The organism is Sorangium sp. So ce836 (assembly GCF_028553905.1).
In the GTDB taxonomy this organism is placed as follows: Bacteria; Myxococcota_A; Polyangia; order Polyangiales; family Polyangiaceae; genus Sorangium; species Sorangium cellulosum_D.
Genome location: NZ_CP102233.1, coordinates 1,333,067 through 1,348,602 on the forward strand (window position 1 = coordinate 1,333,067; position 15,536 = coordinate 1,348,602).

General features: G+C 70.7%; 10 protein-coding genes. 4 read left to right on the plus strand and 6 right to left on the minus strand.

Translation table 11 applies throughout. The annotated features are described in order from the left end of the window. Window positions 1–181: 181 nt before the first annotated feature. The 5 genes from NQZ70_RS04995 to NQZ70_RS05015 all read right to left on the minus strand — a co-directional run bounded on the left by NQZ70_RS04995 (window position 182) and on the right by NQZ70_RS05015 (window position 7,999). Entirely contained in the window at window positions 182–838 is a 657-nt protein-coding gene (locus tag NQZ70_RS04995) for a hypothetical protein (RefSeq protein ID WP_129573191.1), read from the minus strand. 668 nt (window positions 839–1,506) lie between these two features. Further along, a complete protein-coding gene (locus NQZ70_RS05000; RefSeq protein ID WP_165373790.1) occupies window positions 1,507–4,752 on the minus strand; it encodes a PAS domain-containing protein in 3,246 nt (1,081 codons plus the stop codon). 482 nt (window positions 4,753–5,234) lie between these two features. After that, window positions 5,235–6,140: a DUF6999 family protein gene (locus NQZ70_RS05005; protein WP_129573193.1), complete on the minus strand. Its 906-nt coding sequence runs from the start codon at window positions 6,138–6,140 to the stop codon at window positions 5,235–5,237. A 1-nt stretch (window position 6,141) separates the two neighbouring features. Beyond that, a complete protein-coding gene (locus tag NQZ70_RS05010; protein WP_207217746.1) occupies window positions 6,142–6,747 on the minus strand; it encodes an iron-containing redox enzyme family protein in 606 nt (201 codons plus the stop codon). A 121-nt stretch (window positions 6,748–6,868) separates the two neighbouring features. After that, entirely contained in the window at window positions 6,869–7,999 is a 1,131-nt protein-coding gene (locus tag NQZ70_RS05015; protein WP_129573195.1) for a beta-ketoacyl-ACP synthase III, read from the minus strand. Window positions 8,000–8,517: 518 nt separating this feature from the next. On the opposite strand from NQZ70_RS05015, the gene NQZ70_RS05020 reads away from it, so the two are divergent. From NQZ70_RS05020 to NQZ70_RS05035, 4 genes are all read left to right on the plus strand, one after another. Then, window positions 8,518–9,576 carry a 3-keto-5-aminohexanoate cleavage protein gene (locus NQZ70_RS05020; RefSeq protein WP_129581151.1) on the plus strand — a complete coding sequence of 353 codons (1,059 nt, stop codon included), beginning with the start codon at window positions 8,518–8,520 and terminating at the stop codon, window positions 9,574–9,576. 28 nt (window positions 9,577–9,604) lie between these two features. Continuing rightward, a complete protein-coding gene (locus NQZ70_RS05025; RefSeq protein WP_129573196.1) occupies window positions 9,605–10,585 on the plus strand; it encodes a quinone oxidoreductase in 981 nt (326 codons plus the stop codon). A 113-nt stretch (window positions 10,586–10,698) separates the two neighbouring features. Further along, on the plus strand, window positions 10,699–11,547 hold the full coding sequence (locus NQZ70_RS05030) for a TauD/TfdA family dioxygenase (RefSeq protein WP_129581152.1): 849 nt from the start codon (window positions 10,699–10,701) through the stop codon (window positions 11,545–11,547). A 72-nt stretch (window positions 11,548–11,619) separates the two neighbouring features. Continuing rightward, a complete protein-coding gene (locus tag NQZ70_RS05035) occupies window positions 11,620–13,899 on the plus strand; it encodes a carboxypeptidase-like regulatory domain-containing protein (protein ID WP_129573197.1) in 2,280 nt (759 codons plus the stop codon). Between the two features lie 138 nt (window positions 13,900–14,037). Here NQZ70_RS05035 and NQZ70_RS05040 read toward each other — a convergent pair whose 3' ends face one another. Beyond that, window positions 14,038–15,330, minus strand: a complete 1,293-nt coding sequence (locus NQZ70_RS05040) for an MFS transporter (RefSeq protein WP_129581153.1) — start codon at window positions 15,328–15,330, stop codon at window positions 14,038–14,040. Window positions 15,331–15,536 lie beyond the last annotated feature (206 nt).

Consider the following 15,536-nt stretch of genomic DNA (forward strand, 5'->3'; position numbering starts at 1 on the left):
ACGTGGTTCGGACCTCGAGTGTAAACGTATTGCGCGTGCGCCCCGACCGTGACCAGGCCGATCGCGCAGAATGCCAGCGCCCCTATTCGTACCTTGTGTTTCATACCGTCCTCCTCTCTTCTCCGTTCACGTCGACGTCGAGCCGATCAAGGCTCCACGCCGCGCCGCGGCAGCGCAGCCCTCATCGACCAGAGCCGCGCTCCACAAGCTCGTCGAGGTTGTCCCGAGGCAGCTCCTCCGGAAGCACGGGGCTGTCCGGCGGTGGCGCGTCGAGGATCCAGGTGACCTCCACCCGATCGCCGTCGTGCTCGATCAAGCCGCTGCGCATCTTGCCGGCCTGCCAGCCGCTGAACTCGCGGGTCCGGGTGATGACCTCGGTGGCCTCCTCCGCTTTCACCGCGGACGCGTGGACGACCGTCACGGAGCAGCCCTTCGCGTAGCACTCCAGCGGCTCGAACGCCCCCGGGGCCCCCAGCTGCGCGAGCTTGCTCGTCCACGCGCCGACGACGGCCGACGCGGGCGCGAACAAGCGGTGGTCCGGGCCCGAAGCCCGCAGCTCACGCAAGACACGATCTCGGTGCTCGCGCGGCGACGGCTCCCTGGGCGGCGCGGCGGGCTCGCTCGAAGGCGGCCCCGGCTCGACGAGCCGGACGGGCGGCGAGGCAGCCCCGGCGGCGTGCTCATCAGCGCGGGCGTGCTGCGCGAGGTCCTCCGCTCCCGGGGCGGCGTTCGGAGCGATCGAGCCTTGCCGCGACGGGCTGTCGTCGTGCTGCCGCTCGCGCCCTGGGAGCGTCGCCCGGGCGCCGAGCTCATAGGCGAAGAACAGCGACCCAATCACCGCGCAGCCAGCGAGCAACCTCCCTAGCAAGCGGTCCTTGGCGCGCGCCGCCGGCAGCCCCGGAGAGCTCGAATCCTGTGGGTTCGAAGGCTGTCCCGTCCCTGTCCCAGTGTCATGCTTGACCAGCTGAATCATCCCGTCACTTCCATCCTTACTTCTGCAGCCTGGACCGTGCCGCTCGGGCCCCCATGGCCGGAGCTGGCGAGCTCCTGGAATCGGTTCGAGCTCGGCTTCAAAGATCCGCGAGAACGTGGACGAACGATCGACGCGGCTCGGGCTCGTGGCAGCCGTGTCGCCTGCGCGTTGGCTGCCAGCTCTGCCGGGGCGCTCATCGTCCGGAGGCCCAATGCGCGGAGGCCCGATGCCTCGCGGTCGTCGTGAACGACGGCCCTCCTCGACCGCTGCCCGGAGGTCGTCGCACGCCTCGTGCCAGGTTCAGCAATGGCCTGGTCGTCCGGCCATCACGCTCCGTGCGGAAAAGGCACTGCCGAGGCGGAAATGCGGGCGGATTCGCCGTTACCTGTCACGGGTCGCGGCGTGACAAGTCACGGGTTGCACCGTGACTTGTCACAGGCCGCAGCGTGAGGAGCTGAGGCGGCGCGGTCTGCTCGTGGGCTCGGTGTTCTGGTTCCCCATGCCCGCGGAGGCCTGAGCCTCGCCGTGCGCTTCTAGGGCAAGCGCGGCCCCCCGTCGACCGCCTGCGGCCGCCCCTTTCTCTCTCCGCGCGCTGCCAGTACCCCGATGGCCATCAGGAGCTCCGTCGGCTGGATCGGCTTCGCAAGGTGCGTCTGGAACCCGGCGAGCAGCGCTCTGGTGCGGTCCTCGTTTCCGGCGTACGCGGTGAGCGCCACGGCCGGCACGTCCCCGCCGCGCTCCCGCGGCAGCGCCCGCACCCGGCGGATGAGCTCGTAGCCATCCATCCCGCGCATCCCGATATCGCTCACGAGCACGTCCGGCCTCTCCAGCTCGATCAGTCTCAGCGCCTCTTCCCCTGATCCTGCGAGCCTGACGCGCGCCTTGCGTTCTTCGACGAAGGTCCTGACCATGTCGCGGGTATCCAGGGCATCGTCCACGAAGAGCACCGAGATGCCGCTCAGGTCGGAGAGCTCGCAGATGTCATCGACGCTCGCCCGGGCATCGACCTCGCGCCCGTCCGTGCCGCCCTCCGCCGGGGCGTGGGCGACGCCGAGCGGGAGCTCCACGGTGAAGGTCGTGCCCTTTCCCACGCCGGCGCTCGTCGCCCGCACGGTGCCGCCGTGGAGCTCGACCAAGTGCTTCACGATGGCGAGCCCCAGGCCCAGCCCGCCGTGCCGCCGAGTCGTCGAGGCGTCGGCCTGGCGGAAACGCTCGAAGACGTAGGGGAGGAACTCGGGCTCGATGCCTTCCCCGGTGTCCGAGACGGTGATTTCGACGTGATTGCCGGCGCGGGAGACCTTCACCTGCACACTCCCGCCCTCCGGGGTGAACTTGATGGAATTGCTCAGGAGGTTCCACACCACCTGTTGCAGCCGGCTCGGATCGCCGCGCGTCACGCCCACGGCGGGACTCGAGATTTTTTCGAGCTGGATCGCTTTCGCCTCCGCCGAGGGCGCGATGGACGAAACGGCCGCGCCGACCACGTCGTGCAGGTCCAGAGGCTGCACGTCCAGACGGAGCTTGCCAGACGTGATGCGGCCCATGTCGAGCAGGTCCTCGATGAGCTGCGCCTGCGCGCGGGCGTTGCGGTCGATGACCGCGAGTCCCTTGCGGAGGTCCTCGTCCTCGCAGCTCGACCGACGGCGCAGGAGGTGCGACCAGCCGAGGATGGCGGTGAGCGGGGTGCGCAGCTCGTGGCTGACCGTCGAGAGGAACTCGTCCTTCAGCCGGTTCGCCCGCTCGGCCTCGCTGCGCGCGGCCTGCTCGACCTCGAGCAGGCGCGCCCGCTCCTCCTCGGCCTGCTTGCGGTCGGTGATATCGATCACCGAGCCGACATAACCGAGAAACTCGCCGCTCGGGCTGAACCGGGGGACCGCCGCGTCGATGCACCACCGGTACTGCCCGTCATGGCGGCGGAGGCGGTAGTCGAGGCGGAACGGCTCCCGCCTGGCGGTGGCGGCGCGGAAGACGCTCGCCGAGCGCTCGGCGTCCTCCGGATGAAGCGTGTCGAGCCAACCGAACCCGAGGCCGGCGGCCTGAGCCTGCCCCGTGAAGTCGGACCAGACCTTGTTGAGGTAGGCGCAGCAGGCGTCGGGCCCGGTCACCCATATCATCACGGGGGAGTTGTCGGCGATGTTGCGGAATCGCTCCTCGCTCTCGCGTATCGCGTCCGCGGCCGCTCGCTTCTCCGTGATGTCGGTGACCATGCCGATCATGGAACGAGGCTGTCCGGCCTCGTCGCGCTCGACGGTGCCGAAGTCCGTGACCCAGCGGATCTGCCCGTCGGGGCGGACGACGCGGAACTCGATCGCATAGCTCGTCCGCCCCTTGATGGCCGTTTGCGCCTCCGCCCGGACCCGCATCCGGTCGTCGGGGTAAATCCGCCGCTCGAACGCCTCGAGCGTCCCCTCGAACGTGCCAGGCGGGATCCCGAAGATGCCGCACACCTCGTCGGACCAGACGACGCGGCCGGTGACGACATCCCAATCCCACACGCCGGTCTGCCCGGCGCGCAGCGCCAGGCGCAGCCGCGCCTCGTTCTCCCGCAGCGCCTCCTCGGCGTGCTTGCGCTCGGTGATATCCCGGACGACCCCGAGCATCACGAGCTCGTTCCCCGCGCGCTCGAAGGCGCCGGTCGACGCCACCCACAGGACGGTGCCGTCGGCGTGCAGGACGCGGTACTCATCCTTGTAATGGGCTTCGGACAGCCTGGATCGAGCCTGCTCTATCGCCTGGTCGACCGTGCGGACGACGGCCGCGCGGTCCTCGGGATGGATGGTCTCAAGCCAGCGCGCGTAGTCCACCCGGCCGCTCCCCGGACAGCACCCCTCGAAGAGCGCCCAGGCCTCGGGCGTCCAGGCTGCCGCTCCGCTGTCGATGTTGAACTCCCACAGGCCGATCCGCCCGGCGCGGCTAGCTCGCCGCAGCCGCTCCTCGTTCCTGCGCAACGCCTCGCTGTTGCGTCGCTCGTCGGCGACGACGGCCAGCACCAGCGTGGTCACGGTGGTAGCGCCGATGAACTCCTGGAGCAGCGCGAACTGAAGCCCCGCGGGGGTGCCGAACGGCCCGTGCCCCTCGGTCGTGGCCTGGATCGCGACGACCGCGACCGGGAGCATTGCCGCCGTCGCGCCACGAACGCCCCACGTCAATGCCGCCCAGGTCAGGGCGGGAAAGATCAGCCATGGACGGACGATGCGGGAGGATTCAGGCCCGAAGCTCAGCCGGGCCAGGGCCCAGGCAGCCGCCGTGCACAGCGCGAGGTGCAGCCACCGCCCCCGGTCCCGGCCGACCGGCTCGCCACGCGCCCAGCTCAGCACGAGGGGCGTCATCACGATCACCCCCGTCACGTCGCCGACCCACCAGTTGAGCCATGTTACGAGCGCCTGCCTGAAGCCCTGGTCGAACGCGCCGGCCAGCGCGAACGTCCCTGCAGTGGCGGCGATGGCCGAGCTGCCCAGGGCGGCGGCGCAGACGACGAGCACGTCGGCCAGGCGCGTGAGCGCCGGCCGCAGGCGAGCGCGGCGCAGCGCCCATGCGCCGCCCAGGGCTGCCAGCGTGTTCCCGGACGCAAGGGCGGCCTTTACCCACAGCGGGAGGGGCGGCGCTTCCAGGAGGAACGCGGCCATCGTTCCGGCGAACACCGCCGGCCACAGCCGCAGGCCCCCGAGGAGGAGCCCGGCGAGCGCGACCCCCGCGGCGGGAAACACCGGGGAGGCGGCGCCGCGGACCGTCCCCCACTGGAGACCCAACACAGCCAGGAGGAAGTAGCTCGTAAACAACGCGGCGGCAGGGCCAAGGGGACGTGACCCGTCAGCGTTTCCGCCTGCTTTCACGACGTACCGCCTTCCGCCTTCCGCCGCGCGGTGCGCGGGGCGTGCGGGCCGGCTGTTGCTCGGTTGGCGGTTTCAGCATTTTCAGCATCTCGCGGATCACCTCGCTCGCAGGGCCGCAGACGCGGGAGAAAACCTTCTCGGCGATGCGTCTCCGAGGCGCCAGAGCGAATTGGATGGCGAGGGTGCATTTTATGTATAAACGTCTCTCATGGCCTGCGTGCGATCCTTCTCTTACGCATGAAGGAGGAGCCGTCCAGACTCCCAGCCTCCCAGCCGCTGCGCTGGCAAGCGCATCGTGCGGCGGCTGCGGGGCGGCGGCGACGCGGGTCGCAGCGGCGGCGGGCGGCTGCCGCCGGCCGGACTGCGCTGGATGTATCCTGGCCCGCCAGCAGGGCGGATCGGTTCCAGGAGGAGGGTTCAGGAGAGCGTCACGGCGCGAGGGCTCCCCGCGCGGCCCCGCTCTTCGCTGCTGCCTTCAGCTTCCTCAGGTGTCCGTGCAGGGTCTCGGAGTCGAGGCCATGCAGCATCAACCGGAAGCCGGCCTCGAGCGTCGAGCTGGGCACCATCGGATGATGGTTGTGCACCAGGGCGACGGGCAGCGGGTCATTCAGGATCTTGCCGACGTAGAGCGCGATGATCTCGTCGAGCTGCAGCGAGTTGCTCGCCCGCCAGAAATGGTGGTCGGACAGGAACAGCGCATAGAGCGGCGTGTAGATCTCGATGGCGGTCTGCAGGTCGACGACGTTCAGCCAGGTGTCCGGGAGGTCGTCCAGGCTCGCGTCGTCATCGGTGATGGCGGAGTAGTCGATCTCTCGCCGGGGCTCGATCTCACGCCCCTCTGCGCGGAGCTTCGCGTTCAGCTCGATGATGAAGTTGTAGAACGTCAGATCGTGGACCGTGAACGTGTTGTCCAGCAGGTCCTCCAGCCTCCTGGTCCTCAGCGGCGTGGTCGTCTCGATGTCGACGCCCGGGACGTTGTCCTCGATGAACTTCAAGATCTCCGTGCCGATCGTGAAGTGGCGCAGGATGAGGTAATTGGCCTCCGGGGCGACGAAGAGCCGCAGGCCCCAGTAAATGGACCGATGCAACAACCACGGAGATTGCCAGCTCGCCGGGACGAGGATCTTCATGAGCTTGATCCCGGAGATCGACAGGCGGGCGAACGGCTTGACGATCGGCATCACGACCCTGCGCGTGAAGCTGCGCTGGCTCTTCAGGAGGGCGGCCTTGGCGTTGTCGTCGATCGGCAAGGACCGGTCCAGGTACAAGGCCAGCCACGGATCGGGATCTTTGGGGTCGTGCTTCATCTTCCTGAAAAAGTCTTGAAAATCCATGTCAATAGCTCCCGATCTCCTCGAGCTGGAGGCGGTAGAGCCGCGCGGTGACCCGGGCGGTCTTGAGGATCCTCGGCGCCATCCCCGGGAGGTTCAAGATGCCGCAGCGGAGCGCCTCTTCCAGCTCGCCCAGGTGATCTTCGTCGGCCTTCGCGTGATAGAGATAGAAAGTGACGGCCTGCGCCTCCAGGCGGAGCGCGGACCGCACATGCTCGGCCCACTGGGCCGCCACCCGCTTGCCGAGGCCTTCGATGATGTACATGGCGCCGAGGAGGTCGAAGGGGTTCGGCTGATCGGCGCGGTGGAAGATCCAGGCAGACAGGGCCTCGCTGCCGATGTTCAGCTCGTGCCGCGCGAGCCCGGCCGGGTCGCCGCCGCTCTTCAGGTAGTCCTGCTCCAGCATCAGGTAATCGCGGTGCTCCGCGGCCGCGTGGCGGATGAAGCGCGAGCGCAGCTCGGCGAACTCGTGGCCGACGCTGGAGGCGGCGCGCGCGATCCAGAGCGCGCCGTTCATGACCTGCGCCCGGTGGTTCAGCAGGAGCTCGTGGTAATCGGCGAGGCGAATCCGACGCTCGAGCACGCGCCGCACGATCGGGATATGATGCACCTGCGACTCGAAATCCAGCCAGATGGACGACAGCCCGCGCAGGACGGCTTGCGGTGAATCTTCGTCTCGAGGCGATGTGCGCTCCGGAAGCATGCGGAACCTCCCTGGGGATGACGGCGGGTCAGACGACGGTGAGCAGCATGAAGGCGATGACGCAGCGGCCGCTCTCCGGGATGAAGCCGAGGACCTGCTGGCCCGGCTGCAGATCCCGCTCCTCGATCAGCCGGTGCAGCATGAGGAGAATGGACGCGGCCCCCGTGTTCCCCTCGGAATAGAGGTTCGTGAACCAGCGAGCTTCGGGCACCATCGCGCCGGTCTTCGCGAGCAGCTTGACCATCTCCCCGCGGAGCGAGTGGGACGAGTAGTGCGCGAGGAAGTGGTCGATGGCGCCGGGCCTCAGCCGTCGCCGATCCACGAGCTCGAGGTAGTGCTTCGCCCAGACGGGGAACATGCGGTACAGCAGATCGAAGTCCTGCTTGAGGACGACGGCGCCCTGCTGCGCTGCGAGCGCAGGGCTGTCGTAGTGACTCCAGGGCTTCCTCTCGCCCGCCCGGTTTTTGGCGGTGCCCGCGTACATGCAGGGGTCGAAGCGATCGGCGTACGAGCAGAGATCGATCCAGTCCACCCGCAGCGAGCGGCGCCCCTCGTTCGGCCGGGTCTCCAGGAGCCAGGCGCCGGCCCCGTCGGAGAGGGTCCAGCGGAGGAACTCGGTCTCCATCAAGGCGGAGGAGCCCTCGTCTTCGTGCTCCCGACCGGCATAGAAGCCGGGCCGGAAGAAGCGGCTGGAGAGCTCGGCGGCGCAGGCCACGCCGCAGTCGTGCTCGCCCGCCTTGAGCTGGAGGTAGGCGGACTTGAACGCCATCATGCTGCTGGCACAGACGCTCTGGAAGCTGGCGATCTCCATGGGCCGCAGGCCGAGCTCGCCGTGGACCGCGCTGGCAAAGCCGGGGACGAGGAGGTCGCCCTGCGTGGTGGCCGCCGCCAGGAAAGAGAGCCGCTCCGCGGCGATCTCGCTGCGGGAGAGCGCGTCCCGGATCGCGCGAGCCGCCATGTCTGCGCCGGTATGGAGGTGCACCCCGTCCGGCGTCACCGCATAATGACGTGTCTTGATGCCGTTTTGCCGGAGGACGAGGCGCCCGAGCCGGGAGCGCCTGTCGTCGATCTTGCCGATGTACTGCTCCATCTCGTCGTTGGGGACCGGCTTGCCAGGCAAGAAGGCGCCAGTGCTGGTGATGTAGACGGAACGTTCCATGATCCCTCTCCGCGGCAGCGATGGGCTTGGAGCCCGTCACGGGCGGCCATCCACACTACCTCAGTCGCCCTCGCCGGGCCGAGGCATAACGATGTCCCGTCGGTCGTGTCCCTGCGCTCTCGCGCGCGTCCGTCTTGGCCGGAACCTGTGGGAGCAGCGAGATCAGCGGCTCTGCGGGCGTCTCCTGGGCTCGTGTACCATCGCGAGCATGCGTGGACGATGCGCGTTGGTCGCGGTGATCGCCTGTAGCCTGGCTGCATCGAGTCGATCCCGGGGAACGGGATCCACGACGAGATCGACACCCGCGCGGAGCTGCGCGAGCACGATCGCCCGCTTCACGATCTCATCGCCAGGTACTCCGCCGACGACGCGTGGCGGCCGAGCCGCCCCTGACAGCGGCGCCCTTGCGTTCGCAGAGGCCAGAGACCAGGGAGGACTTCACTGGCGTGCTCGGGCGCGCCGACGCGCACGACCTCCGCACCGCCCGGCTCGACGGCGACCTGAAGCGAGGAGTCCACATGAATTTTCTGGACGATTCTCTCTTCCCCGAGAATCAAGAGAAGCTCGTCATCACGGTGGCGCCGTACGGGCCGGAGTGGGAGCCGGCCGATTTCCCGGAAGACATCGCGGTGACGATGGCGGGACAGGTCCAGAAGGCGGTGGATTGCTACAACGCGGGCGCCACCGTGCTGCACGTGCACGCGCGCGAGCCGGACGGCAAGGGCTCCAAGCGGCTGTCCACGTTCAACGAGCTGCTGGCGCGCCTGCGCGACGCGGTGCCCGACATGATCCTGCAGGTCGGCGGATCGATCTCCTTCTCCCCGGAGAGCGGAGGGGAGCAGGCCAAATGGCTGAGCGATGACACGCGCCACAGGCTGGCCGAGCTCTCGCCGAAGCCCGACCAGGTCACGATCGCGATCAACACCACGCAGATGAACGTCGTCGAGCTGATGAGCGAGGACGACGTCGCCGGCAGCTCGTTCGCGCGGCCGGACGTCCACGAGGCATACCGCGAGATGACCGTGCCGGCCGGCCCGGCCTGGGTCGAGGAGCACCTGAGGCGGCTCTCGGCGGCGGGGATCCAGCCTCACTTCCAGCTCGCCAACATCCCCCAGCTCGAGACCGTGGAGCGCCTGATCCGCCGCGGTGCCTACGCCGGGCCGCTCAACGTCACGTGGGTCGCCATCGGCGGCGGGTTCGACGGGCCGAACCCTTACAACATGATGGAGTTCATCCGACGCGTGCCCGACGGCGCCTGCCTGACGCTGGAGACCCTCATGCGGAACGTGTTGCCGATCAACTCGATGGCGATCGCGATGGGGCTGCACGCCCGCTGCGGCATCGAGGACACGCTCTGGGGACGCAAGGGCCAGCGCATGACCTCCGTGCAGCAGATCGAGCAGACCGTCCGCATCGCGCGCGAGCTCGGCCGCGAGCTCGCCGACGGCAAGGAGGCCCGCCGCATCTACAAGATCGGCGAGACGTACCGGAGCGCCGACGAGACGCTCGCGAAGCTCGGCTATGCGCCGAGCCGCAAGGCGGGCGAGCGAGGGGTGCCGCTGCGCGTGGCGGCCTAGCGCCGGGGCGAGATCCGGGGGGAGCTCGATGGAACACGCAGTCCGCTTCCACAAGACCGGCGGGCCGGAGGTCCTCTGCTGGGAGGAGGCCGCCGTCGGCAGCCCGGGTCCCGGCCAGGCCCGGGTCCGGCACGTCGCCGTCGGGCTCAACTTCGCCGACTCGTATTTTCGCAGCGGGCTCTATCCCGTACCGCTCCCCAGCGGCATCGGGGTGGAGGCCGCCGGCGTGGTGGAGGCGGTCGGCGAGGGCGTCACGAACGTCGCGCCGGGCGACCGGGTGACGTACACCGGCTTCCTCGATACGCTCGGCGCATACTGCACCGAGCGGATCCTGCCGGCGGCGCCGCTGATCCGGCTGCCGGACGGCATCGGCTGCGAGACGGCCGCGGCGATGACCATGCGGGGCCTCACGTCGGCTTACCTGATGCGCCGCATCTGGCCCCTCAAGGCCGGCGACAGCATCTTGCTGCACGCGGCGGCGGGCGGCGTGGGCCTGATCGTCTCGCAGTGGGCGAAGCTCCTCGACCTCGTGGTGATCGGCACGGTGTCGACCGACGCCAAGGGGGAGATCGCGCGCGCCCACGGCTGCGATCACGTCATTCATTCCGGCCGCGAGGACGTGGCGAGGCGCGTGCGCGAGCTGACCGGCGGGGCCGGCGTGTCGGTCGTCTACGACGGCATCGGCAAGGACACGTTCGCCGGCTCGCTCGCCTCGCTGAGGCGGCGCGGGCTGCTCGTGTGCATGGGCACGGCCTCGGGCCCGGTCCCGCCGCTCGACGTGGCGCAGCTCGCGGCCAAGGGGTCGGTGTTCGTCACGCGCCCAGCGCTCGCAGACTACATCGCCGATCCCGCGGAGAAGGACGAGCTCGCGGGCGAGCTGTTCGGCCACGTCGCCGCGGGGCGGATCCGGATCGACATCAACCAGCGCTACAGGCTGGAGGACGCGGCCCAGGCGCACCGTGATCTGGAGTCGCGCAGGACGACCGGATCCTCGATCTTCGTCGTTTGAGGCATGAGATCGCCTGTCGATCACCGCGCTGACGCAAGCGGAACTCGGAGGACCCAATGACCAGCTCTGCATCCACCGGATCGGCCGCCGCCCGCGCACCGGCGCGCGGATCCATCCAGGTCGAGCCGCTCACCTGCACCATCGGCGCCGAGCTCGGCGGCGTCACCCTGGCCGACGCCGCGCGCGACGACGCGCTCTTCGCGGAGATCAGGGCGCTCTTGTTGAAGCACCGGGTCCTGTTCCTGCGCGACCAGGACATCACGCGCGCGGATCATGTCGCCTTCGCGAGGCGCTGGGGCGAGCTCGAGGACCACCCCGTCGCCGGCAGCGATCCCGATCATCCGGGGCTGGTGCGCATCTACAAGGATCTGGACAGCCCACCGGAGCATTACGAGAACTCGTATCACTGCGACGCGACCTGGCGCGAGGCGCCGCCGATGGCCTGCGTCCTGCGCTGCGTCGCGACGCCGGAGGTCGGCGGCGACACCGTCTGGGTCAACATGGTCGAGGCGTACGACCGCCTGCCCGAGCGCATCAAGCAGCGGATCGCCGGGCTCCGCGCGAGGCACAGCCTCGAGGCCACCTTCGGCGGCACGATGTCGATGGAGAAGCGCCGCGCGCTCAGGGCCAGCTATCCCGACGCGGAGCACCCCGTCGTGCGCACCCATCCGGAGACCGGCGAGAAGGTCCTGTTCGTCAACGCCTTCACCACGCACTTCGTCAACTTCCACACGCCGGACAACGTGCGCGTCGGTCAGGATTTCACGCCCGGGGCGAGCCACCTCCTGAGCTACCTGATCAGCCAGGCGGCGATCCCCGAGTATCAGGTCCGCTTTCGTTGGAGGAAGAACAGCGTCGCGATCTGGGACAACCGCTGCACCCAGCATTATGCCGTCCAGGATTACTGGCCTGCGGTGCGCAGGATGGAGCGCACGGCGATCATCGGCGACGCGCCCTACTGACCGCGGTTCGACCCGCACGCGCTACCGGGTCGACAGGCCGCCTGGCCGGGTTTACCGTACCGATCTCCCGCGATGCGAACGGCGGCGCGACCCCTGATCCGGCGACGAGCGCCCGCGCTCCCGGCGGCGCTCGCCGCGTGCCTGCTCGCCGGCGCGTGCTCGGAGGCGCCGCCGCCCCCGGCCGGCCAGGGCGGCGGCGGGCCGGGCGGCGCCGGCGCGACGTCCGTGACGACCACCTACGTGAGCGTCGGCGCCGGCTTCGGGGGCGCGCCGGAGGAGCTGCCGCACACGTTCCTCGTGACCGGCGTGGTCACGGACGGCGCGGCGCCGCTCGAGGGCGCCATCGTGATGCAGGCCGGCGGCGCGCCGGCCCTGGTCACCGGCCCGGACGGCGCGTTCTCCGTCGAGATCACGCGCGACATCCCGGGTCAGCCGACCGTGGTCGCCGCGAAGATCGGGTATCGGACCGACGGCATCGAATTCGAGGTCCTCCCCGATGAGCCGGTGGAGATCGCCCTGCGCCGCGTGTCGCCGCCGGACAACGCGCTCGGCTACACCTACGGAGACCCGGGCGAGGGCGATCCCCACAACTCGACGCGCTTCTGCGATCACTGCCACACGACGCTCGTGGCCCAGTTCCTCGAGTCGGGGCACGCGCGGTCGGCGAAGAGCCCGCTCCTCCAGGCCGTCTACGCCGGGGTCTCGCTGGCCCACGGCGACGAGGCCTCGTGCGCGGCCGCGGGCGGGCGCTGGAAGGCCGGCCGCGTCCCGGGGACCGAGGCCGGCGTCGCGATGCGGTGTTACCTCGGGAGCGGCGTGCTGCCGGATCTCAACCCGTCCTGCGGCGGCGCGGGGCGGCCGTCGTGCGACGACCCCGCGCTGCCCGCGGCGGAGCGGCCGGCGGCGTTCGGCGCGTGCGCCGACTGCCACGCGGCGGGGATCGACGGCCCCGCGGGCGGGCGCGATCTGCTCGAGGCCACCGGCATCGCGTTCGAGAAGGGCGACCACTGCGACGCGTGCCACAAGGTCCGCGACGTCGATCTGAGCAAGCCGCCCGGGGTCGCCGGCGCCCTGATGATCCAGCGCCCGTGGGACCGGAGCTCCGCCGATCCTTCCTCGAAGCTGCTCGACGTGATGTACGGCCCGCGGCCCGACGTGCCGAACAGGTTCATGGGCGGGAGCTACCAGCCGAAGTACTCGACCTCGGAGTACTGCGGCGGCTGCCACGAGCAGAAGCAGGCGGCGCTCCTGCCGGGCGCGGCGCTCGACCCGGCGCGCTGGCCCGACGGGCTGCCGATCCACGAGACGTTCTCCGAGTGGGCCGGGAGCGCGTGGAACCGCCCCACGTCGCAGTGCCAGGCCTGCCACATGCCGGAGACCCCCTCGCTGAAGAGCAGCGTCGACGTGACGACCGAGGCGAACGCGAGCGTCTCGCTCGGCTTCGTCCGCCCGCCGGGGTCGGTCCTCTCGCACGCCTTCCTCGGCCCGCTGCAGGGCGAGCCGCCGCTCGTCCGGGACTCGGTCGAGGTCCGCGTCGCCGCCGCCTCGGTCGCGTCGGGCGAGATCGAGGTCACGGTCGCCCTGACGAGCGAGCTCGCGGGCCACGCGGTCCCGACCGGGGAGCCGATGCGCGCGCTCGTGCTCCTCGTCGCCGCGGAGGCCTGCGGCGCGCCCATGGCGCCGTCGAGCGGCATGACCGTGCACGACACGGGCGGCGCGCTCGCGGAGGCGCGCGTGGGCCAGGGGGCGCAGCTGACCGGCGCGGCGCTCGCCTGGCCGGAGGGCGCGGCGCGCGCGAGGGCAGGGGACGTGGTGCGGGTCGTCCGCCCGACCGGCGCGTACGACGATTACACCGGCGTCGGCCGCTTCGCGGATCCGTCGCTCGACGCGGCCGCCAAGGGGCTCGAGATCCGCGCGCCGGTCGGCGAGGCGCGGGTGGTCGAGGCGGGCGGCGGCGCGATCGCGCTGAGCGGCGCGATCCCGGCGCAGGCCGGGGACATCGTCTACCTCGGCGCGCCGCTGCCCGCGGCCCCGGCCGATGTCGAGCGACCGGCGGCCGCGTTCGCCGGCGCCGCGGGCTACACCTTCGCCAAGGTGCTCGTGGATCCGGCGGGCGCGCGGCACGCGCCGCAGCACCGCGCCGTCGACATCGCCAGCGACAACCGCATCCCGCCGGGGCACGTCGCGGTGACCTCGCACGGCTTCGCGGTCCCCGCGGGCTGCTCGGGGACGGCGAACGTCACGGCCACGCTGCTCTACCGCCCCGTCCCGCTCACCCTCGCGCGCGAGCGGGGCGTCGACGCGCGCGATTACGTGGTGGACGCGGCGTCCTGGCCGGTGCCGCTCGACTGAGCGGCGCGGGCGGCGCAGCGCGCCTGTGACCCGAGCGGCCACAGCCCGCCTCGGCCGAGGCGGCGCGGCGGTATGGGTCATCCGGGCGATCCGAGATGCTGTCGAGCCCTGGCGCCTGGATCACGGAGCGCGCGTCTCCTACTCCTTGGCCGACGACGTCATCTCGGTGGTCTGGCCCAGGGCCTCGGCGATCTCGGGCAGGATGCCGAGCCGCACGTAGATCGGCCGGGTGAGCCGCCGCAGCTCCGGCAGCTTGCGCACGAACACGCCGACCGCGGCGAGCGTCGCGACGCCGCCCCACAGCACGGTCGCCGGCGCGCCGATGCGGCCGCCCAGCCAGCCGGCGATCAGGCTGCCGAACGGGGCCATGCCGAAGAAGGCCATCGTGTAGAAGCTCATCACGCGGCCGCGCTTGTCCTCCTCGACGATCGTCTGGAGGAGCGTGTTGCTGGCCGCCATCTGCACCATCATGCCGCCGCCGATGATCGCCAGCAGCGGCGCCGACAGCCACACCGAGCGCGAGAACGAGAACCCCACGAGGCCCAGGCCGAACAGCGCGCCGGCGATCGACAGCGCGCGCCCGAGCCCGAGGACGCTGCGCCGCGAGGCGAGCCAGAGCGCCCCGGTGACCGCGCCGACCCCCGACGCCGCCATGAGCAGCCCGAGCGTGTTCGCGCCCCCGTGCAGCACCTCGCCCGCGAACACGGGCATCAGGATCGTGTAGGGCATGCCGGTCAGGCTCACCAGGGCGAGGAGCAGCAGGATCGCGCGGATGGGCGGGAACGAGGACACGTAACGAAACCCCTCGCGCAGGTCGGCGAGGACGTGGCCGCGCTTGGCCTCGCGCCTCTCCGGGCGGGTGATGCGCATCGCGAGGAGCGAGGCGATGACGGCGAGGTAGCTGATGGAGTCGATGGCGAAGCACCAGCCTTCGCCCACGGCGGCGATGAGCACGCCGGCGATCGAGGGGCCGAGCAGCCGAGCGCCGTTGACCATCGAGGAGTTCAGCGCGATGGCGTTGGAGAGGTCCTCGCGCGCCTCCACCATCTGGACGACGAACGCCTGCCGCGCCGGGGTGTCGAAGGCGTTGATCACCCCCTGGAACGCGGCCAGGGCGAGGACGTGCCATACGGTGATGGTGCCCGTGAGCGCGAAGACGGCGAGCAGCGCCGATTGCACCATCGCCATCACCTGCGTGATCACGAGGACGCGGTGGCGGTCCCAGCGATCGACGAGGACGCCGGCGATCGGGGCGATGAGGAACGTGGGTATCTGGCCGGCGAACCCGACGATGCCGAGGAGCAGCGCGGAGTTCGTGAGGCGGTAGACGAGCCAGCTCGTGGCGACGCGCGTCAGCCATGTGCCGATGAGCGACGCGCCCTGACCGAAGAAGAAGAGGCGGTAGTTGCGGTGCCGGAGCGCGCGCCCCATCACGGCGAGCGTCGAGTCGTTGGGAGCCGTGCGAGCGGGTGAAGTCACGAGGCGTGAGCCTAGCACCGGGGCGCGGCGCGGCGCCGGCCTGGGCGGCCGAGTGCGCCCGTGGCAGCGCAATTTCGCTCCCCGGGTGCAGCGCCTCGCGGCTGCCGGCCGCTCGGCGCCACGGGGCGCGCGGGCGGGCGGATCCGTGATACGGCGAG